This is a genomic window from Spiroplasma diminutum CUAS-1 (genome assembly GCF_000439455.1).
Taxonomy (GTDB): domain Bacteria; phylum Bacillota_I; class Bacilli_A; order Mycoplasmatales; family Mycoplasmataceae; genus Spiroplasma_A; species Spiroplasma_A diminutum.
In genome coordinates this window covers 23,857-44,675 of record NC_021833.1, presented here as the reverse complement: position 1 = coordinate 44,675, position 20,819 = coordinate 23,857, and the positions used below count along the sequence as shown (strand labels likewise).

Annotated in this window: 24 protein-coding genes and 1 other annotated feature; all 24 genes read right to left on the bottom strand. The window is 27.3% G+C overall.

Annotated elements, in window-relative coordinates:
• Positions 1-19 precede the first annotated feature (19 nt).
• Positions 20-3,835 (bottom strand): DNA-directed RNA polymerase subunit beta, encoded by a 3,816-nt coding sequence (gene rpoB / locus SDIMI_RS00220; RefSeq protein WP_020835982.1) that lies wholly within the window; start codon positions 3,833-3,835, stop codon positions 20-22.
• Positions 3,836-4,015: 180 nt separating this feature from the next.
• Positions 4,016-4,591: a CatB-related O-acetyltransferase gene (locus SDIMI_RS00215; protein ID WP_020835981.1), complete on the bottom strand. Its 576-nt coding sequence runs from the start codon at positions 4,589-4,591 to the stop codon at positions 4,016-4,018.
• Positions 4,592-4,644: 53 nt separating this feature from the next.
• Positions 4,645-5,010 (bottom strand): 50S ribosomal protein L7/L12, encoded by a 366-nt coding sequence (rplL, locus tag SDIMI_RS00210; protein WP_020835980.1) that lies wholly within the window; start codon positions 5,008-5,010, stop codon positions 4,645-4,647.
• 66 nt (positions 5,011-5,076) lie between these two features.
• Positions 5,077-5,577: a 50S ribosomal protein L10 gene (gene rplJ / locus SDIMI_RS00205; protein ID WP_020835979.1), complete on the bottom strand. Its 501-nt coding sequence runs from the start codon at positions 5,575-5,577 to the stop codon at positions 5,077-5,079.
• Positions 5,578-5,607: 30 nt separating this feature from the next.
• Positions 5,608-5,766 (bottom strand) — a sequence feature (ribosomal protein L10 leader region).
• Positions 5,767-5,853: 87 nt separating this feature from the next.
• A complete protein-coding gene (locus tag SDIMI_RS00200; RefSeq protein ID WP_020835978.1) occupies positions 5,854-6,846 on the bottom strand; it encodes an aldo/keto reductase in 993 nt (330 codons plus the stop codon).
• Between the two features lie 15 nt (positions 6,847-6,861).
• Positions 6,862-7,230: a MerR family transcriptional regulator gene (locus tag SDIMI_RS00195; RefSeq protein ID WP_020835977.1), complete on the bottom strand. Its 369-nt coding sequence runs from the start codon at positions 7,228-7,230 to the stop codon at positions 6,862-6,864.
• Between the two features lie 87 nt (positions 7,231-7,317).
• Positions 7,318-8,115, bottom strand: coding sequence for a Cof-type HAD-IIB family hydrolase (locus SDIMI_RS00190; RefSeq protein ID WP_020835976.1), 798 nt, complete (start codon positions 8,113-8,115; stop codon positions 7,318-7,320).
• Positions 8,116-8,179: 64 nt separating this feature from the next.
• Positions 8,180-8,866: a 50S ribosomal protein L1 gene (rplA, locus tag SDIMI_RS00185; RefSeq protein WP_020835975.1), complete on the bottom strand. Its 687-nt coding sequence runs from the start codon at positions 8,864-8,866 to the stop codon at positions 8,180-8,182.
• A gap of 2 nt (positions 8,867-8,868) precedes the next feature.
• On the bottom strand, positions 8,869-9,303 hold the full coding sequence (rplK, locus tag SDIMI_RS00180; protein WP_020835974.1) for a 50S ribosomal protein L11: 435 nt from the start codon (positions 9,301-9,303) through the stop codon (positions 8,869-8,871).
• Positions 9,304-9,428: 125 nt separating this feature from the next.
• Positions 9,429-9,941 (bottom strand): peptidylprolyl isomerase, encoded by a 513-nt coding sequence (locus SDIMI_RS00175; RefSeq protein ID WP_020835973.1) that lies wholly within the window; start codon positions 9,939-9,941, stop codon positions 9,429-9,431.
• 65 nt (positions 9,942-10,006) lie between these two features.
• The gene (gene nusG / locus SDIMI_RS00170) at positions 10,007-10,636 is read right to left on the bottom strand and encodes a transcription termination/antitermination protein NusG (RefSeq protein WP_020835972.1); all 630 of its coding nucleotides are present in this window, start codon (positions 10,634-10,636) and stop codon (positions 10,007-10,009) included.
• A gap of 11 nt (positions 10,637-10,647) precedes the next feature.
• The gene (secE, locus tag SDIMI_RS04635) at positions 10,648-11,058 is read right to left on the bottom strand and encodes a preprotein translocase subunit SecE (RefSeq protein WP_020835971.1); all 411 of its coding nucleotides are present in this window, start codon (positions 11,056-11,058) and stop codon (positions 10,648-10,650) included.
• 2 nt (positions 11,059-11,060) lie between these two features.
• Positions 11,061-11,219 carry a 50S ribosomal protein L33 gene (rpmG, locus tag SDIMI_RS04555; protein ID WP_020835970.1) on the bottom strand — a complete coding sequence of 53 codons (159 nt, stop codon included), beginning with the start codon at positions 11,217-11,219 and terminating at the stop codon, positions 11,061-11,063.
• Positions 11,220-11,247: 28 nt separating this feature from the next.
• Positions 11,248-11,880 (bottom strand): hypothetical protein, encoded by a 633-nt coding sequence (locus tag SDIMI_RS00160; protein WP_020835969.1) that lies wholly within the window; start codon positions 11,878-11,880, stop codon positions 11,248-11,250.
• Positions 11,881-11,904: 24 nt separating this feature from the next.
• Positions 11,905-12,624 carry a 23S rRNA (guanosine(2251)-2'-O)-methyltransferase RlmB gene (rlmB, locus tag SDIMI_RS00155; RefSeq protein WP_020835968.1) on the bottom strand — a complete coding sequence of 240 codons (720 nt, stop codon included), beginning with the start codon at positions 12,622-12,624 and terminating at the stop codon, positions 11,905-11,907.
• Positions 12,624-13,955 carry a cysteine--tRNA ligase gene (cysS, locus tag SDIMI_RS00150; protein WP_020835967.1) on the bottom strand — a complete coding sequence of 444 codons (1,332 nt, stop codon included), beginning with the start codon at positions 13,953-13,955 and terminating at the stop codon, positions 12,624-12,626. Before cysS ends, rlmB begins: the two co-directional genes overlap by 1 nt.
• A gap of 17 nt (positions 13,956-13,972) precedes the next feature.
• Positions 13,973-14,878 (bottom strand): hypothetical protein, encoded by a 906-nt coding sequence (locus SDIMI_RS00145; RefSeq protein WP_020835966.1) that lies wholly within the window; start codon positions 14,876-14,878, stop codon positions 13,973-13,975.
• A gap of 15 nt (positions 14,879-14,893) precedes the next feature.
• The gene (locus tag SDIMI_RS00140; RefSeq protein ID WP_041618340.1) at positions 14,894-15,550 is read right to left on the bottom strand and encodes a uracil-DNA glycosylase; all 657 of its coding nucleotides are present in this window, start codon (positions 15,548-15,550) and stop codon (positions 14,894-14,896) included.
• A gap of 8 nt (positions 15,551-15,558) precedes the next feature.
• On the bottom strand, positions 15,559-16,821 hold the full coding sequence (locus SDIMI_RS00135; RefSeq protein WP_020835964.1) for a hypothetical protein: 1,263 nt from the start codon (positions 16,819-16,821) through the stop codon (positions 15,559-15,561).
• A gap of 32 nt (positions 16,822-16,853) precedes the next feature.
• On the bottom strand, positions 16,854-18,197 hold the full coding sequence (locus tag SDIMI_RS00130; protein WP_020835963.1) for a hypothetical protein: 1,344 nt from the start codon (positions 18,195-18,197) through the stop codon (positions 16,854-16,856).
• Positions 18,198-18,260: 63 nt separating this feature from the next.
• The gene (gene dnaB, locus SDIMI_RS00125) at positions 18,261-19,613 is read right to left on the bottom strand and encodes a replicative DNA helicase (RefSeq protein WP_020835962.1); all 1,353 of its coding nucleotides are present in this window, start codon (positions 19,611-19,613) and stop codon (positions 18,261-18,263) included.
• Complete coding sequence (rplI, locus tag SDIMI_RS00120; RefSeq protein WP_020835961.1) at positions 19,613-20,059, bottom strand: 50S ribosomal protein L9; 447 nt, start codon at positions 20,057-20,059, stop codon at positions 19,613-19,615. The genes dnaB and rplI overlap by 1 nt, the downstream gene beginning before the upstream one ends.
• 60 nt (positions 20,060-20,119) lie before the next feature.
• On the bottom strand, positions 20,120-20,341 hold the full coding sequence (rpsR, locus tag SDIMI_RS00115) for a 30S ribosomal protein S18 (protein ID WP_020835960.1): 222 nt from the start codon (positions 20,339-20,341) through the stop codon (positions 20,120-20,122).
• 16 nt (positions 20,342-20,357) lie between these two features.
• Positions 20,358-20,804, bottom strand: coding sequence for a single-stranded DNA-binding protein (locus SDIMI_RS00110; RefSeq protein ID WP_020835959.1), 447 nt, complete (start codon positions 20,802-20,804; stop codon positions 20,358-20,360).
• Between the last annotated feature and the right edge of the window lie 15 nt (positions 20,805-20,819).

Here is a 20,819-nt window from a genome sequence, read left to right as displayed (position 1 = left end):
TCTAAAACTTCTCCCTTTATTATTCTTCTATACTTTCATCATCAAAAGTAATTTCATCATCTTCACTTGTTTCAGTAAAATCTTTAATATCTGAATTATTAAATGAGTCAACTCCATCTAATAATTCTGTATCGATTTCAAATTCTTCGTCATCATCATATGCATTAATTTGCACTTTATTTCCTTCTTCATCTATCATATGCATATCAAATCCTAGACCCATAATTTCTTTTGTAAGAACATTAAATGATTCTGGAATTCCAGGTTTTGGAATTGGTTTTGATCTAACGATTGATTCATAAGTTTTAATACGACCTTTAATGTCATCAGATTTAATTGTTAAGATTTCACGCAATGTATATGCAGCACCATAAGCTTCAAGTGCTCAAACTTCCATTTCCCCGAACCTTTGTCCACCATTTTGAGCTTTTCCTCCTAATGGTTGTTGTGTAATTAATGAATATGGACCAATATTTCTTGTATGTAACTTGTCATCAACCATGTGAGATAGTTTTAACATATACATAACCCCAACTGAAATTGGTTTATCAAATGCTTCTCCAGTTTTTCCATCAATTAATGTAACTTTTCCATAGTTATCCATTCCAGCTTCAACCATAATATCTTGTAATTCTTGCTCTTTAACCCCTTCAAAAACAGGTGTATTAACTTTAATTCCAAGTTTTTTTGCAGCCATACCTAAATGGATTTCTAATACTTGTCCAATATTCATACGTGAAGGTACCCCTTGTGGGTTTAACATAATATCAACTGGTGTACCATCTTCCATATGTGGCATATCTTCAACTGGTAATATTTTTGAGATAACCCCTTTATTACCATGACGTCCAGCCATTTTATCTCCTTCTTGGATTTTACGTTTTTGAACAATATAAACTTTAATAATTTCTAAAATATCAGCTGGTAAATCGTGACCATCAGCTCTTGAGAAACGTTTGATTGATTTAATAATTCCTTCTCCACCATTTGGTACTCTTAATGAATTATCTTTAACATTTCTTGATTTTTCACCAAATATAGCATGTAATAATTTATCTTCTGGTGATAATTGAGTTTGTGATTTTGGAGTAACTTTTCCAACTAAAATATCTCCAACTTTTACTTCAGCACCAATTGCAACAATACCATCTTCATCTAAGTATTTTTTGCTTGCTTCAGAAATGTTTGGAATATCTCTTGTTACTTCTTCTGGACCTTGTTTTGTTTGTCTTCTTTCAATTGTGTATTCATCAATATGAATAGAAGTAAATCTATCATCAATAACAATACGCTCTGAAACGATCACAGCATCCTCATAGTTATATCCATTTCATGTTGTAAAGGCTACAACTACATTTTGTCCTAAAGCTAATTCTCCTTTTTCCATTGAAGGACCATCAGCTAAAATATCTCTTGCTTTAACTTTATCTCCAAGTTTTACAATTGGTAAATGAGTTATAGCAGTTCCATTGTTTGAACGACTAAAATCATTCAAGTCATAAGTTTTAATTCCGTCTTTTTGTTCAATAATAATTTTTTTAGAGTCAACATATTTAACAATTCCATCAGCAGTTGCAACAATAGCATCTCCTGAGTCACGAGCAGCTTCGTGTTCAACACCAGTTCCAACAATTGGAGATTCTGGATTAATTAATGGAACAGCTTGACGTTGCATGTTAGCACCCATAAGTGCACGGTTAGCATCATCATTTTCTAAGAATGGAATACATGATGTAGCAATAGAAACAATTTGTTTTGGAGAAACGTCAACATAGTCAACATCCTGAGGACTAACCATAATGTCATCTCCTCTATAACGAGCAACTACTTGTTCATCTAAAATTGTTCCATCTGCTCCAAGATTAATATTTGCTTGCGCAACTACATAATCTTTTTCTTTGTCAGCAGTTAAATATTCATATTCACCTGAAATAACTTTTGTATTTTTAACTTTTCTATATGGAGTTTCAATGAATCCATATTCATTAATTTTTGCATAAGTTGATAAGTTATTAATTAATCCAATATTTGGTCCTTCTGGAGTTTCAATTGGACAAATTCTACCATAGTGAGATGGGTGAACGTCACGAACTTCAAGAGCAGCTCTATCTCTACTTAAACCACCAGGCCCTAAAGCTGTAAGTCTACGTTTATTTGTTAATTCTGCTAATGGATTAGTTTGATCCATAAATTGTGATAATTGAGAAAGGTTAAAGAATTCTCCAATTATAGCAGTTAATGGTTTATTGTTAATAATACTTGATGGTTTCATTTTGAATGGGTTTGAAGTTGCAAGTTTTTCTCTTACGTTTTTTTCAATACGCATCATACCAATTCTAAATTGATTTTGTAATAATTCACCAACAGTTCTTACTCTTCTGTTTCCTAAGTGATCTATATCATCAATTTCACCAATTCCATCCATTAAGTTAATAGCATATGAAATTGATGCAACGATATCTGGTAAATTAATAAATTCATCATTTGATGTTTTTGTAATACCAATAATTGTTGCTGTTTCATCTCTTAAATCATTGTCTTTAAATACTTTAACTTTTTGAATTTCATTACCTGAAGTAATTGCGTCATTAAAGTTAATTTTTTGAACCATTGCTCCAGCTTCTAATACTTTATCTAAATCATCTAAAATATCTTTTGTAATTTCAGTTCCTTTTGCAAAAGCAACTTTACCTTTTACATCAATAATATCTTCTGCAAGTACACGTCCAATTAATCTATTTTTTACAGATAATTTTTGTTGTAATTTAAATCTTCCAGCTTTAGTTAAATCATATTTTCTTTTATCAAATAATAATCCGTATAAGTATTTGCTTGCTCCATCAGCTGTTGCAGTTTCTCCTTGACGAATTTTTTTATAAATTTCTTGAACTTGGTTTTCGTAATCAATTTCAATATCACCAGTTAATGTATCTAATTCATAACTTGATGCGATTACTTCATTATTATCAAATAAGTCTAAAATATCTTCCTTTTGCATTTTGAAAGATGTTAATAAACTTGTAGCTGTTGTTTTTCTTGATTTATCTATTTTTACATAGAAAACATTTGAAACTTTATTATCTAAAGTTTTTTTAGAATCTAATTCAAATTCTAATCATGTACCTCTTGATGGAATAATATCTGCATAGTAAATCATCTCACCATTTTTACGGTTCATTTCTTCTTTAAAGTAACTTCCTGGTGAACGAACTAATTGTGATACAACAACTTTTTCACTTCCATTAATTACAAAAGTTCCTCTATCTGTCATCAGTGGGAATTCCCCAAAGAAAACTTCTCCTGTCTTATATATATCAATATTTGCTAAGTAGAACTCTTCTTTTTCTTCTTTAATTTCAATTTGAATAGCATCTTTTTCACCAGCTTTGCTTTTGAACTCAAAAAAGTAAAGTGATCCTTTACTGTCTTTAAATTCAACACCAGTTGATTCTAATTTTTCTTGTAATCATCCTTTTAAGAATGTTTCCATTGATCCTGAAATTTCTTCTTTAAATACTTCAACATCCTCCATGTGAATAGTCAATGACAAATTTGAATAAATAGGAGCTTCAAATATTTTTGATTCCTCTTTTGCTTTTGTAATTGACATTCTTGGTTCTCTAAATTCTCAGTCAGTCATTGAAAGTACTATATCTCCATCAGCTGAAACTACTGGAAAAACCTCTTCAAATACTTCATTGATTCCATTTCTTTTAAATCAATCGAATGTGTCTGTTTGTAATTCTATAAGGTTAGGAAGTTCTAAGTCTCCCGATACCTTTGCATAATCTCGTCTTTCCACAAGCGCATTAATTTTCTTAATTTTGTAATTCATTTAATAGTGTCCCCCGTTCAAATAAAACATACGCAAACAAATTCTATATTATTTTTGAGTGCTTTTCAATAGCAAATCAAAAAAATAAATAATTTTAAACTATTTATTTCATATATAAAAATCTATTTTGCATTTATGAATATTTGTTGCATTGATAAATGTCTATATAATAATACCCTATTATTGTCCTTTTATTATATTTTCTATTTCTTCTAAAGTTTTATCTCATCATTTTAGTTTTTGCAATTCCTTTATCTTTTCTTCTTCAAATCTCATACGAATAAGTTTCGCTGGATTTCCCCCAACAATTGAATATGGTTCTACATCTTTTGTTATAACTGATTTAGCTGCAATTATGGCTCCATTTCCAATCTTTATTCCAGGCATAATTGTTGCTCCATATCCAATTCAAACATCATTTTCAATGATTGTGTCACCTTTTATTTTTTCAGGAATTAAAGTTTTTTTATCAACTTTAAATTCACTAAACATGGCAAAAGGAAAAGTTGAAAAACTATCCATATTATGATTTGCCCCATTCATTAAAAATTTAACATTTTCTGCAATTGCACAAAATTTACCAATAATTAGTTTATCATTATGAATTTTGGGAAAGTGATATAAAACATTTCTATTTTGAAATTCTATTACTCCTTGTTCATTTTTAAAACTATAAAAATAAGTATATTCACCTACTTCAATACCTTCATTTGTTATGTAATCTTTTAATAAATAAATTTTTGAAGATTTTGACATACAATACTTCCTTTCATAAAAAAATGACCCTTAGGGTCATTATAAATAATTTATTATTTTAAATCTACTGATGCTCCAGCTTCCATTAATTGTTTTTTCATTTCTTCAGCTTCTTCAACTTTTACGTTTTCTTTAATAGCTACAGGTAATGTTCCATCAACTAATTTTTTAGCATCCATTAATCCTAATCCAGTCATTTCTTTTACTAATTTAATAACTGAAACTTTGTTTCCTCCTGGGTTTGTTAACATAACGCTAACTTCACTAGGTGCTGCTCCACCTGCTGCTGCGGCAGGAGCTGCTACTGCAGCTGCTGCTACTACTCCGAAGTGATCTTCGATTGCTTTAACTAAATCGTTTAATTCTGTTAATTTCATTTCTTCTAAAGCTTTAATAATATCGTCTTTTGTAATTGCCATGATTTTTTTCTCCTTGTTCTTTCTTGTTTTTTTAATTAATCGCTATTTGTACGCTTAATTGTTTTATTATTCTGATCTTGTATTTGCTATTTCTTTTACAGTCAACATAAGTTGGCGTAATGGGTAAATAAGTGATGAAGCAAACATTGAGTATAATTCATCTTTTGATGGAAGAGAAGCAATTTCTGTAATTGCTGCTGTATCCATAACATTACCTTCATAGATTCCTGCTTTAAGAACTAAATCAGGGTTTGTTTTTGCAAATTCTGCAACTAATTTTGCAGGATACAATGCTTCTTCATCTGAGAAAATGTAAACATTTTGTTGTACTAAGTAAGCATCTAATCCTGTAATTTTTAATTCTTCAACTGCTCTTGTAACTAATGAGTCTTTATAAACTTTTATAAAAATTCCTTGTTCACGAGCTTTGTTTCTTAATTCTGTCATTTGTGCTACAGTTAAATTTTTGTATTCAGCAATTGCCATACCTTTGCAATTTTTAATTTTTTCTGCAATTTCTTTAACTATCTCATTCTTTTTAGCATGAGCTGGTCTTGCGTTTGACACTCTTAACGACCTCCTTTTTTACTTTTCGATTTTAAGATCAAAATAAAACCTCAGATAATTTCCGAGGTCAATTAAAAATACAATAAACATTGTAAGAAAAACTTACAATTATATATGTAGTTTCATTCCTCGGTAACAAATTAAGGGATAAATCCCAGTTACTTTCTTCGGTACGAATAGCATTAATATAATATCATAATTAATATTCAACTACATATATTTTTCATCAAATTTCATTATAAAAAAGGGAGAAATAATCTCATTCCCCCTAGTTTATTAACTTCTATCAACCATTTTATTGGCATCTTCGTTATATCTTTCACCAATTATTTCAATTTTATCTAATCTATCTTTTATTTCTTTTAATTCCTCATTTGTAAAAATTACATCTGCTCCCGATAAATTTTCTTTAAGTCTTTCAATTTTTTTAGTTCCTGGAATTGGTACAAATCAATTTTTTTGCGCCAAAACTCAACCAATTGCTATTGCAGCAGGTGTAGTTTGTTTTTTTTCTGCTAGTTCTTTTATAAAATCAACAAGTTTAAGATTTTCTTTTAAGAACTCTTTATTTTGAAATCTTGGAATAGTTAATCTAAAATCTCCTGGTTCAAGTGGAGTGTCAATAGTGATTGCTCCTGTTAAAAATCCTTTTCCCAATGGTGAAAATGGAACAAATCCAATTCCCAATTCTTCAAGTGTAGGAATAATTTCTTTTTCTGGTTCTCTTCAGAATAGTGAATATTCACTTTGAAGAGCTGTAACTGGAAATACAGCATGTGCTTTTCTAATTGTATTTGCAGAAGCTTCGCTTAGACCTCAATGTCTTATTTTTCCTTCTTGATGAAATTCCTTCATGATTTTTGCAACTTGCTCAATTGGAACATTTGGATCAACTCTATGTTGATAAAACAGATCAATATAATTTGTTTTTAATCTTTTTAGAGAACCTTCTATTGCTCTTCTAATATTTTCCTCACTGCTGTCTACTCCATCTCTTTTACCTTCACTTGTATAACTAAATCCAAATTTTGTAGCAATAATCACTTTATCTCTAACATCTTCTAATGCTTCACCCAATATTTCTTCATTGTCAAAAGGACCATAAACTTCTGCGGTGTCAAAAAATGTAACACCCATCTCATATGCTTGTCTAATGAATGAAACTGCTTCTTCTCTTGTTGGGAATGGTGGAAATGAGAAACTTAGCCCCATGCAACCTAACCCAATTTCTGATACTTCTAAACCTTGTCCTAATTTTCTAGTTTTCATATATACATACCTTTTCTATTTTTTCATTAACATTTCTTTATAATAAATCTTCTTTTGTTGAATGAATTCTAATTGATTTTCTAAATCTTTAATTTTCTCTAAAACAATTTTTTCTTGATTAATTATAATATCTTGTCTTTCTTCAACACTTTCTAAACCTTTTTCAATAAGTTCCAAATAATGACTTATATTTTCTAACGACATTCCTGTCTTTTTAAGACAAATTATTGTATTTATGTATAAAATATCTTCTTCATATACAAATCTATAATTATTTTCATCTCTTTTCATTTTTGGAAATAAATTTTTAGAATCGTAATATCTTAGTGCTGATTCATTTATAGAAAGCCTTCTTGAAAGTTCATTTAAATATATTTTTTTCATCTTTGCTTTCCTTTCTTGTTAATACTTTGAAGCTTTAACTTCAAAAATAGTATATTAGATTAAAGTTACTTTAATGCAAGAGAAAATTTATAAAAATTTAATTTTTTCTATCTCATAAACATTATCAATTATATATTTAGCTGCTTTATCAACGTTAGTTTGATGATTTCTCATAGCAAAAGAATTATTAGTAAGCTCAAGCATTTCGATATCATTTTCACCATCACCGCTTGTATAAACATCCTCTAATGAGAAATTATTAATTTCTTGAAGAATTTTAATACCATAAGCTTTTGAAACATCTTCTCTCATAATCTCTATTACATTTTGATGTGTTCTAACAGCTTTACAACCTTTTATTTTTCCATCAATTATTTTTTTTACTTTTTCTATATCTTTAACTGCTACAAAGAAATAAAGTAAATTTAAATCCGGAGAATTAAGAATATCATTATTACCCTTTTCAAAATTATTTTCTTTTGTTGCATATTCATTTAAAAAAGGATTACTATAAATTTCTTCAACTTCAACTCTTGAATAACCCATTCTTTGATCTTTTAAACAATATCCTAAAATATATTCATCTTTAAGTGTGTCGAATAATTCTATTATGTCTTTCCTTGATTCCATTGGTATTGAAGCACTTTCTAAAATACCATTTTCTTTATCATATATAACTGCTCCATTATTGCAGATCATATAATCATAAGGAATATTTGAACTTTCAAGTACAGGTCTTATTTCATGTTCCATTCTGCCCGTTGCAATTGCAAACTTATTACCATCTTTAATTCATCTTTTTATAAAATCTAAATCTCTTGGGTCAATATAATTATTATGTTTTAAATTGATAGTTCCATCATAATCTGAAAATCATCACTTCATTTTTTTTATTCCTTTATCCTTCAAAATTATTATAAATAAAAAACTCACGCAAGTGAGTTTTTTACTAGTTTTCAATTAAAACTTTAATTCCAGGACCCATTGTAGTTGAGATAGATATATTTTTTATATATGTACCTTTAACTGCAGCTGGTTTTGCTTTTTTAATTACATCTAAGATTGCTGAATAATTTTTCATCAAGTTTTCTTCATTAAATGAAACTTTACCTAAAATTGAGTGTACATTTCCTTCTTTATCAGTTCTGTATTCAACTTTACCTTTTTTAATTTCATCTAAAGCTTTTGCTACATCCATTGTAACTGTTCCAGTTTTTGGGTTTGGCATTAATCCTTTTGGTCCTAATACCTTACCAATTTTACCTAGTTCAGCCATCATTTCTGGAGTTGCAACTATAACATCGAAATCAAATCAGTTTTCTTTTGCAATTTTTTGAATTAAATCTTCTGCTCCAACAAAATCTGCTTTTGCATCTTCAGCTTCTTTAACTTTTGTTTTTGTAAGAACTAAAACTTTTTGAGTTTTTCCAGTTCCCCCAGGCATTACAATTGCCCCTCTTATTTGTTGGTCAGCATGTCTTGGATCAACGTTTAAGTTGAATGCTATTTCTACAGTTGAATCAAATTTTGTTATTGAAGTTTCCTTAGCAAGTTTTAAGGCTTCTGAAATTGAGTATAATTTAGTTTTGTCAACTTTAGCGTTAACTGCTTTTAATTTTTTACTAATTTTAGCCATTACTATTTACCTTCTTTTTCAGGCATTCCAGTAACTTTAATACCCATATTTCTTGCTGATCCTTCGATAATTCTCATTGCTGCTTCAACTGTATTTGCATTTAAGTCAGGTAATTTATATTCAGCAATTTTTTTTACATCATCTGCTGTAATAGTTGCAACTGTTTCAGTTCCTGATTTAGCTGCACCTTTTGTAATTCCTGCTGCTTTTTTAAGCATAAATGCTGCTGGAGTAGTTTTTAGTACAAAGTCACATGATTTGTCATCATAAGCTGTAATTACTACAGGTACTATTTCTCCTGCTCTATCTTTAGTGGCGTCATTAAATTGTTGTGTGAATTGAGGCATGTTAATTCCTAATGAAGCTAATTCTGCACCAGGTTTTGCTTGCATTGCCATAAATTCTAATTTCGCTATACGTGTGATTCTTTTTGCCACGAACAACACCTCCTGTTTTCGCTGTGGTCCTAACGTAATGATATGCATTTGCTTATCTTACTTCCACAATTAAAATCTGCCATAAATAATAATAACATAATTTAAAAATAAAATGAATCTTATTCTTAAATAAGATTCATTGTTTTTATAATAATTGGTTCTAATGGTACATCATCATGGAAACCATGTGATCCAGTTGCTATATTTTCCAATTCCAAAGCAATTTTTAAACTTTCTTCATCTGATAATTTACCAAATGATGCATATTGACCATCTAAAAATTTAGCATCTCCAGTAACAATAAAAAATTGACTTGTTGCACTATCCATTACATTTGTTCTTGCCATTGACAATACTCCAGGTGTGTGAGGCAACGCAGTTGCATTTTTATTTCAACCATTGATTGAAAATTCTCCCTTAATTGGTTGCAAGCCACCTTTTTCATTCATCTCTGAATTCATTCCACCACCTTGAATCATAAATCCTTTTATAACTCTATGAAAAATAAGTCCATCAAAATAATTATTTTTAATTAAATTAACAAAATTTTCAACTGATATTGGTGCTAAATCTGGATATAACTCTGCATTCATTTTTTTTCCATCATTTAAAATGATTTCAAATTTAATAGTATTCATATTAATCTCCTCTTAAATTAATAATACAAGAAAATAAAAGAACTTTGTATAAAACAAAGTTCTAATTAGCCAATGTAAGCTTTTTCTAAGTTTAAGAATTCAAATTCAGTTGGAGTGATTCTTCCAAATAATTCGATGTTAACAACTGCAACACCTTTTTCAAAGTCCATTTCCATAACTTGTCCTTCAGTACCTGCAAAGGGACCATCTTTTACACGAACAACATCTTTTACGTTGTAATTAGCTGTGAATAAAACTTTTTCCTTTTTAGGTTGATTTGCATCGCCTTTTGCTGATTTATCACCTTTTTGTTGTTGATTATTATTTTGCTCTAACATTCTAGATACTTCCTCAACAGTAAGTGGTAAAGGTTTTGCTCCTTTTCCAGAAGAGCCAATAAACCCTGTAACTCCGGGTGTATTTCTAACTATAAATCAAGTTTCATCAGTCATATTCATATTAATAAATAAATATCCTGGAAATTTATTCTTTTCATTTATCTTATTGTTTTTTCCAACAACAGGTCCTTTTGAAATTCTAATGTCAAATATTCTATCTTCTAATCCTGATGTATCAACTTTTTGTAATAAGTCTCCTCTAACTCGATCTTCGTGACCACTATTACAGTTTATTACAAATCATTGTCCTTTGTAAGATGCTAATTCATCTTCTAATTCAAATAAATCTTGTTCCATGTTAATCTCCTTTAGATAATTTTAATAAGTTCAAACAAACTTTGGAATCCTCAATCAATGAAGAAAAAGAATACTCCAAATATCGCAATAAATATTATAACCCATAAAAATTTAGTTCCTAAGTTTTTTCTTGAAGATCATTGTATTTTATTTACTTCTTTAAGAAATTTAATAGGTGCTTCTTTAAGTGCTAATTTATAATCAATTTTATCTTTAACTTTTTTGACCTTTTTAGTTTTAGCAGCTTTAATTTTTCCTTCTTGTGTTCCGTCATGCCCTTCAAATTCATTATAAAGTTTAGTGAATTCTTCTTTTTTTTGAAGTTTTATTTTCTTTTTATCTTCCTTACGAGCTTTTTTCTGTTGTATTTTTTTTAATTTTTCTTGAGCTTTTTGCTCTTTTAAATTATTCTTATCAGACATTTTTATCTTGTCTCCTTATGTAATACATGAGCATTACATGTTATACAATGCTTTTTTATTTGCAATCTTTCTCGTTGAGAAATTGTACTTTTTTGAATTGTATAATTTCTTGAAAGACATTCACTACAAACTAATATAACCTTCTTTTTTGATTGTGGCATAAAAAACACTCTCTTCTTTTCCTAGATATTATATATTAGTTGAAACTTTAATAAAACCCTTAAAAAGATTTTTTAATTTTTCTTTGCAAACTAAAAATTCCTTTCTTTTTATATTCAATTTTTCTAAAATTTCTCTTTGATTGTATCCTTTATAAAGCATTTTAATTATTTCAGCTTCTTTGCCCTGAGCATCATTTTCTATAAAGTGATTAATCATTTCTTTAATATTTTTGTTTCTTTCTAACTCCTCACTTTTTTCTAATGAAAATTTTTCAATATCTCTTTCTAAGTAAGTTTGTCCATCCTCAGTAAGACTACTTCTATACGAGTTTATAAGCTTTAACGTTATTTTTCTTTTATCTCTCTTAAGATATTTTGCATAATCAAGTATTCTTCTTTTTATAATAAAGTTAGCATATGCAATCAATGGTACATTTTTATTAATATCGTATTTTTCTTTTACTTCTTTAAGAGCAAAAAATATATGTGAAACAAAATCTTCTTTATCTAACTGTAAAAAACTTAGTTTACTATATTCTGTATTCATAATTTTTATTACTGATTTTTGAAAGTGATCTAATTCTTTCTCTGAAATATTTTCTCTAAATTCTATTCTTATAACTTCTTTTATTGTATTTGTTGATTTATAAATATTATACATAACTCTATCCTTTCATTATCTTAATTAACTATTAGATAATTCAAAAAGGATTATTCCTGTTGCTACTGAAACATTTAATGAATCTATTACATTAGTAGTTTCTATTTTGAAAGTAAAGTCTGACGCTTCAATGACTTTATTTCCAATTCCTGTGCCCTCATTCCCTATAACAATTGCTGATTTATTATCAAACTTAATATCCTTAATAGATATACTATTTTCATTTAAATATGAACTGTATATCCAAAAACCCCTATCTTTTAAACTACTAATTGTTGCTTTAATATTACTTACTTTAATTATTGGAACATTATAAATTGTTCCTGCAGAAGCTTTCATAACTGCTGGTGTTACTTGAACTTGATTTGTTTCTTGAATGATAATTCCATCAACACCAAATAAACTTGCAGATCTTATTATTGAACCAAAATTTTGTGGATCTTGAATTTTATCTAAAATTAAAACTCTTTGTTTTAATTTTGAATCATTATAAAAATTTTTTAACTCAACATATGAAAAATCTTTAACTTGAGCAATATACCCTTGGTGATTAACCCCTTCTTTAATCAATAAATTAAACTCATGTTTTTCTAAAGAAAATCACTTTATTTGATATTGCTTAATTAAACTATATATTTCTGGGTCAAATGAATGTCCTTTTAGAATAAATACTTCCTTTATCTCGTTTCTAAAATTTTTTATTATATTCTCAACTGCATTTTTTCCGTAAATATAGTTTTTCATTATATGATATTCTCCTGTTTTAGAGACTCTCTTAATTTATCTGCTTTATCAAACTCTTTTTGAGATATTAACATCTTTCATTCTTTTAATTTTTCAATATCTTCTATTGATATTTTTTTAATATTAAAATTAAATCCTAGAATATTTAAAATTGATTTTAATTTTGCATAAGTTAAATCTACTGTTTTAGTTTTCATTTGTTTATTAATATTTTTACACATCTCATCAACTAAAGAAATAGCCATTGGTGTGTTTAAATCATTTTTTAAAATTGATCTAAATTTTGTAATATATTTATAAGAATTAAAATCATCATCAATTGGTGTTTGATTTGTCAAAATTAAATCTCCAATAGAAACAGATCAATTGATAGTTTTCAACATTGTTTCAACTTTTAAGACCCAGTCAACTGAATTATTAATTAATTCTTGTGTTATATTTAGTGGTTGCTTATAGTTAGAATTTAAAAATATATATCTTAATGAATTACTTCCATAATTTTTTACATAGTCTTTTACTAAAATTGTATTTTTAAGAGATTTTGACATTTTAACATTATCAATTGAAAGATGACCATTATGCAATCATACACTTGATATCTCTCTTAAGTTTTTTGCCATATATTGAATTCTTTCATTTTCATGATGAGGAAATTTTAAATCAATTCCACCAACGTGTATATCAATGGGAGCTCTAAAAAAATCATCAATCATTAAAGCACATTCTGTATGTCATCCAGGTCTTCCTAAACTTCATTTTGAAAGTCATCTTTTACCAATCTCAGTTTTTTTTCAAAGTATGAAATCTTGTGGATTTTTTTTATTTTCATCTATTTCGATTCTTTCACCCATATTTAAGTGATCAATATTTTGTTTTGAAAGCATACCATATTTATTTTCTCATTGAGAAATATCAAAATAAACATTTCCATTATTTTCATATGCAAATCCCTTTTTGATAAGTTCATCAATAAATCCAAGTATTTCATTTATTTTAGAAGATATTGGTATTATAGCTGTTGGTCTTTTAATATTTAAATCATCAAGATCTGTTAAAAATGCATTTGTAAATTTTTGAGCATAATCTTCTTCTGATTGATTTTCTTCTTTAGCTTTATTAATAATTTTGTCATCAATATCTGTTATATTTAAAAGATATTTATATTTAATGTCTCTATGTTCTAAATATCTTATTATAAGATCTGTTAAAATTAATGGTCTTGAATTTCCAATATGTATGAAATCATAAACTGTAGGACCACATGTATAAATACAAACCTTGGGAACATCTATTTCTATTAATTCCGATTTTAATGAATCATATAATTTCATTGTACCTAATCCTCTAATTATCTATCTCTTTTAATAAGTGGAGAAACAGCCTTATATGTTAAATATAATATTGCTGAATTAAATATTATTTTTAATGGTGCTTGAACAAGTCTACTGATAAACATAGCGGTGTATCCACCTTCAGAATTTATTCCTAAAAAACCAGCATCTCCCCATGCCGAAATTACGGCAGTAACTAAATACTCCGATGCCGTTGCAAATAAAATAACAGGGAGGAGAACATGTAAGGTTTTCCTTTGTCCCTTTATTAATAAAGCAAAATAAATTGATCAGAAAAGTGCCAAACAAGCAATTATTGATCCTAAAAAGATTCATTTATATATCTCTTTATTAACACTAAAACTTAATACTTGAATTTTTTGATCTTCTGGATAAGCATTAATTATAAAAATCATAAATGCTGCAAAAATAATTAAAAATAAGTTAATTAAAAGAACAGGTACTCAATTGTATCCTTTACCTAATCTTAAAAAACTTGATCCAATACCCGCTATGAAACCATAGCAAATAATTACTATTATAAAAGCTGGATGAACAAATGATGGAACAAATATCATTACTAAAATTTCGGTAATTAACGCAACAAGAACTCCAATAATAGGTCCAAAGATAAACCCAGTGATTTTTACCATAACACCTTCAAAAGCAATCCTAATTGGAGGAAATACTGTAATGGGTACAGTAAGCGAAATAACAACAGTTATACTTACATTTATTGCTGTAAACATAGTTATATAAGCAATATTTTTTGTTGTAAACCTTATACCGTGATATCTTTCTTTTAAAATTAAAAATGACATTATATTATAGAAAAAGTACAATAGAATGAAAAATCCAATAAACCCTGTCATAGCATAAGCCATATTGTTTCCTTGCAATAATCAATTACTAATGTTATCCATAAAAAATACTCCTTATTAATTTCAGTCAATCTTTTTATTATTGTTTAGTTCTAAAATATTATTTATTTTTGAAAATGGTTTACTATTTTCAAAACCATTTTTATAACTAAATGGTGATGGATGAGCTGAAAATATAGTCATCTGTTCATTTTTATATACAAGACTATTATATAGTTTTTTTGCATAATTTCCCCATAAACAATAAATAATATCTTTATTATTTATTGTTAGATTATTTAAGATTTTTAAAATTACTTTATCTCAACCTAAATCTTTATGAGAATTTGGATTTCCCTTTTCAACAGTTAAACAAGAATTTATTAAAAAGACTCCTTGTTTAACTCAGTTTGACAAATCGTTATTATCAAAATGATCAATATTTAAATCATTTTTTAATTCTTTAAATATATTTTTTAAACTGGGCGGAGTTTTAACCTTATTATAAACACTAAAAGCAATACCGTTTGCTTGATTTTCACCATGATAAGGATCTTGACCAATTATAATTACTTTTATTTCTGATGGCTTTATTAATTTAAATACTCTAAAAATATCCTCTTTGGGAGGATAAATTTCTTTATAATCTTCAATTTTAGTTAAAATGTTTTCAATATCTTCTACAATATTATTTTGTGAAAATAAATCAATTCATTCTCTATCTAATTCTTTTAAAATTTCCATTATCTTAATAACTTTTGATATCTCTTTCTAGAAAGTTCTTCTTTTTTCTTAACTTTTTTTAATTCTTTCTTTTCTTTTTTTGATAAAGAAAAGTTTTCAAAATCATCTTGTTCAGCATCTCTTCTAGGTGTTGAAAATATTTCATCTTCTTCAAGAATTGGTCCAAAATCAATTAAATCATCATCTTTTTTAATTGTAACTTTTGATTCAGGAATTAAATTTTCTTGATATATTTCTGTAATTGTTTTATCTTCAACAGTTATATCATTATTTGATTTATTTTTTTTGTCTACTATAAAATCCTGTTCAAATTCTGGAATATCATCTAATCCAAAAATCATTGAATCATCAATTATTGAAATATCAGCAGAATTCTCAAAAATATCATTCGATTCTTTATTATTAATTATTGGAACTAGGTGATCTTTTTCCTTTGAAATAGTTTGAATTTCTTTGTACGCTGAAATTTCACCAAGACTATCATCATCAGTATTATTAATAAAATTATTCTTTTCATGAATAATTACTCCCATTTTATCGTCTTCAAATAAGTTTGAATCAATTGATAGAGTATTATCATTAAAACCAAATTTAAAAGCTTCTTCATATTCTTGATCTTCAAAAATATTCATCTCTTCTTCAATAATATTTTTATTTTCAAAATCACTATTTTCAATTTTATCTTCAGAAGCAACATTTTGTTGTTCTATTATTTCTTCATTTTTTTCTGTATACTGTTCTTCTTTTTTAGCTTGATTATTTAAAAAACTAGCTGTTTTATTTTGAATTGGATTTTGAATTTCTTCTGAATTTAAAGCTTGATTAAATTGTTGGTTTATATTTGGTTGCCCATAATTTTGATAAGGATTTTGATATGGTTGATTAATGTTTTGATAAGGATTTTGAATTGCACCATTTAATTGGTAATTTAATGGTAAATTCATATTTTGTTGTGGATTTAAAAGGTAATTTTGACCTGAATTTATTTGTTGCTGAGGAACAAAAAAAACATTAGGGTCAAAATTTTGCTGATTTATTTGATTTGGGTTATATCCCATTTGAGGTACAAATTGTTGATTATTTATATACGGATTAAAAATTTGTCCTTGTTGTCTTTGTTGATTAATATTATAAATGGAACTAAAAAGTGATTGAAAAAATTTATTAGCATCTGCTTCACTAATAAAAGATGCAATGATTTGATTCGTATTTCCATCAATTATATTATAAAAATTATTTTCAAATTTGATGTAATAATTCATAAGAATTGCCCCATTTCTTTTTTTAGAATTTATTATTTGTTATCAATTTCTACATTTGCCCCTGTTAAACTTTTAAAAATATCTTTATTTCCAATAGTAAATATTTTATCAGTTGTAAACTGATAAATAGTTGGCTCATATCAATATATAACTGTATCTGTTCTAGTTTTATCTTCGTTCTTAATTCCTTTTTCTAAAACCATTCCATTTAATTGGTACCCAACAACTAAATTATTCAATTTTAAATTTATATTATATTCCTTAGATTTGTCATCTTTTTTATCACCTGGTACACTAAAAGTAAAATCAATTTCTAAACCACCTGTTGATTCTCCATAAACAAATGTTTTATTACTATTATCTTTTGACATTGCTATTTGTGATTGTAAGAGTTTATTATCTGTTGTCTTATGGAATTCTAATTCTTTCAATTCACTTTTTTCTGCTACTTTTTCATTTTTTGAATCTACAAGATTTGTTTCTCCTGTTGAAAAATTATCATCAAAATCTCCTGGCATAACAATTCCATTTTTAAGTCTATCATTTGTTGATTTTAATTGAGTATGTAAAACTTTAAATTCGTCCTGTGTAAGACCTTTTGTTAGTTCTCTTAATCTGTGTTCTTCTGATAATTTATTAATTTCTGTATAAAGTTCTTTTGCTTTGTCTTCATTCATTAAATAAACTTTTTCTTTAGCATATTTTTCAAAAGCAGTATCTGTGAATTCATTTCCATAGTCAGAACTTTCTCAATCTAAGTTAATATATTCTTGAAGATTTTGATCTACTTGATTTTCATTTTTAGTAATACTTTCAGCTTTTCCATCTTTATCATATTTAACTTGTGTATTTAGTGCCATTGCTTTTGTTGCATCAAAAACAGTTACTTTGCTTGGGTTTCAACTTCCATCTTCAGCAATTGCTAATTCTCCATTAACCGCTGAAAATCCAAATTTATAATCTATATTTGTAAAAAGAGAATTTTTAGGCTCATTATAATCATCTTTGAATGTTTTTGAATTATCTGTAAAGTTAAAACCATCTTTTGAATATGCTTCTTCATTAGGAAGATTTTCTAATGAAAGTGCCATTCCGTTTTCTCCAAGAACTTCTTGTTGTTCTTTTAGTTTTTTGTCATCTTGATATTTAGTTTCACTATAAGTTAATGCTTCAAGTATTTGAATACTTAATGTTGAAATAATATCTTTAGTACCAAATACTTCTTTTTTACCTACAGTTTTATCTCCAACTTTAAAGGTTTTAACTCCATCAAATGTTGTAGATAATTCTCTTGTATCAACACCACAAGAAACAACTGCTGATATACTTGGTGTAAGAATTGATATTGTACCTAATACAGAAAGTAATTTTTTCATAACATAACTCCTTCTAAAATTTCTCTATTATTTATTTTACATTAAATTGATAATAAAAACATACTATATGTTTTTAGACTGGTCTATGAATTTTCCATAACTTCTTAAGAAATTAACTTTAACAACACCTGTTGCACCATTTCTATGTTTTGAAATTATAATATCTGTTTCATCTGTTGGATCATCTGAACCAACATTATATTCTTTTGTTTTATAGTATGCATCTCTATATAAAAACATAATTATATCTGCGTCTTGTTCAATAGCTCCACTATCTCTTAAATCTGACATTAACGGAGTCTTTTCTTCTCTTTTTTCAACACTACGAGATAATTGTGATAGACAAACTATTGGCATATTTAATTCACGTGCAATCTTTTTAAGATGTCTAGAAATTGCTGCAACTTCATTTTGTCTACTATCAAATTTATTTGACATTGATGAAATTAATTGTAAATAATCAATAAAGCAGATTTCCACTCCAAAATCTCTTTTCATTTTTCTTAATTTTGATTGTAATTGTAAGACAGTTATTCCAGGAGTATCATCAATAACAATATTCATGTTTTTGATTTGCTCTCCACCTGCTGTAATTCTAGTTCATTTTTCAGTTGTTAAACCCTGAGCATTTCTTAATGAACCTGATTCAATTCCAGAAACTGAACTTAATATACGTTGAACCAATTGCTCTTTTGGCATTTCTAAAGAAAAAAATGCAACACCTTTTTGACGCTCTGCAGCATTTACTGCTAAGTTTAATGCAAAAGCAGTTTTACCCATAGAAGGACGAGCAGCAAGAATTATAAAATCACCTTTTTGTCATCCATTTGTTATTTGGTCCAAGTCAGAAAATCCTGAAGGAACACCATTTACAAGTCCTCCATTTTTTTCAAGAGCTTCAATTTTTTTAATAACATCAACAACAGTTTCCTTAACTGCTGTTGCATCATCTTTTTTAATATCAGTTTTAATATTAAGAATTTTTTGTTGAGCTATTACAAATACTTCATCAATTGGTGATTTACTATCTCTTAATTGTTTAATATGAATTAATGCTCTATCTAATTGTCTTCCAATTGAATTTTTAAAAACTATTTCAACATAATCTTCAAAACCCTCATCTGTATAAAAATATCCAGATACATCAGAAAGATATGATACTCCACCAACTTTTTCAAGAAGTTTTTTATCTTCTAAAAATTCTGCAAGTTTTGTAATTGTGATATTTTGACTATTTTGTGAAACAACATTTATTGCCTCAAAAATTGTTTGATGCTTTTCTAAACTAAAATCCTCTGAGTTTAATTGTGTTAATATATCAAAACTTGCTTTTGGTGAATGCATTGCAATTGCTAAAACTGCTTTTTCTGAATCTATTAAAACATTGTCCATATTAAAATCTATATTTTCATTCATTATTCGGTTCCCTCCACAAATACTTTCAATGTAGCTACTACTTTAAAATCAAGTTTAATTTTTAAATAAAATAGACCCAATTTATTCAGGCTTTCGTGTTTTTCAAATTTTCTTTTATCTAAATCAAATGAAAATTCTTTTTTTATTCTATCTGTAATTTGTGAAAGAGAGACTGATCCAAATGGTTTCCCATCTTTAGTTTTAATTTTAAAATTCAATTGAAGTGATTCAATTTTTTCCTTTAAACTATTTATTTCAGCCTGCTTTTCATTTTTTATTTCTTCTTCTTTTCTTTTTCTAACATTTAAATGACTAACATCATCTTTTGTTGCAAGAATTGCAAGACCTTTGGGTATTAAAAAATTTGTAGCATATCCATCAGATACATTTACAATTTCATCTTTTTTACCATAATTTTTTACATCTACTAATAAAATTACTTTCATCTGTTTTCACCTCATTAATTATAACAAATAAAAAAACACCTTGTCGGTGTTGATTAAATATTATTGAACTACAAATGGTAACAATCCCATACCTCTTGCTCTTTTAATAGCAATAGCTAACATTCTTTGATGTTTTGGTGATGTTCCTGTAATTCTTTTTGGTAAAATTTGCCCATTAGCTGAGATGAATTTTTTTAATAAATCTACATCTTTATAATCAATATAATCAATGTTATTTTTAGCAAAGAAATTAACTTTTTTTCTTCTTACAAATTTTTTCATTCTATTTTCTCCTATATTATTCTTCTCATAAAATTGAATCATCATTTGTTGATTTTGAATCATCTATTAAATCAAAATCAAAGTTACTTGATGGTTGTTGAGAAGGTTGTGATGGTTGACTTGATCCAAATGAATTGTTTGAACTTGATTGTACATTATTTGTACCACCAAGAAATTCAATTCTATTAGCTCTAATTGTAACTATTTGTGAATATTGCCCATTTGCATTTTCTTGTCTAACGTTTATTGAACCTTCAACAGAAATTTGTGCTCCTTTTTTAACAAACTTAGCTAAATTTTCAGCTGTTTTTTCTCATGCAAAGCAAGGTACAAACTGTGTAAATTGATTTCCACCAGAAAATTCATTAACAGCAAGTGTAAATGCAACAAATGATTTACCATTTGATGAACTTCTAAGTTCTGGGTCTTTTGTTATTCTTCCAATTAAGTTTACTGAGTTCATTTGAATTCTCCTTTA